Below are 607 nucleotides of genomic sequence, written 5' to 3'. Positions count from 1 at the left end.
TCGTACTCGACCCCGCCCGCGAGATCGGACCCATGGTCGCGAAGGCCCGGCAGGGTCGCATGGGCCAGCGCGTCGTCACCCTCGATCCCGCCGGGGGCGGCGCGGCCGCGAAGGACGTCCCCGTGCGCGGCTTCAACGCGCTGGACTGGATCGACATCACCGCGCCCTTGGCCGAAACCAACGTCGAGGCCGTCGCGACCTGGCTCGTGGGCGAACCCGACCGGTCGTCCGGCGCGGGCACCGGCGCGTTCTTCCGTGAGCTGGGACGCAGCCTCATCACCTGCCTGCTCGCCGACCTGCTCTGGAACGAGAGCGTCGCCCCCCGCGACAAGACCCTCAGGCGGTTGCGCCAGATACTGGTCACGCCCGAGCCGGAGATGCGCGAGCTTCTGCGCGACATCCATGCCGGCTCCGCCTCGCCGCTCGCCCGCGATCTCGCCGGCACCCTCATGGGCCTCGTCGACGAGACTTTCTCAGGCCTCTACGCCAACGCCGACCAGTCCACCCGCTGGCTCTCGATCGCCGCCTATGCCGACCTCGTCTCCGGCGACGCCTTCAGGACGCGCGAGCTCTGCGAGGGCAACCTCACCGTATTCGTGCAGATCCC

Annotated in this window: 1 protein-coding gene; it reads left to right on the top strand. The window is 70.7% G+C overall.

Annotation, left to right across the window (positions count from 1 at the left end):
* Window positions 1-32 precede the first annotated feature (32 nt).
* On the top strand, window positions 33-607 hold a 575-nt coding region (locus tag Q1A87_RS23675; RefSeq protein WP_299657315.1), incomplete at its 3' end, for a type IV secretory system conjugative DNA transfer family protein.

This window comes from uncultured Jannaschia sp., from assembly GCF_947494055.1.
In the GTDB taxonomy this organism is placed as follows: Bacteria; Pseudomonadota; Alphaproteobacteria; order Rhodobacterales; family Rhodobacteraceae; genus Jannaschia.
This window is presented reverse-complemented; position numbering and strand designations above follow the sequence as displayed.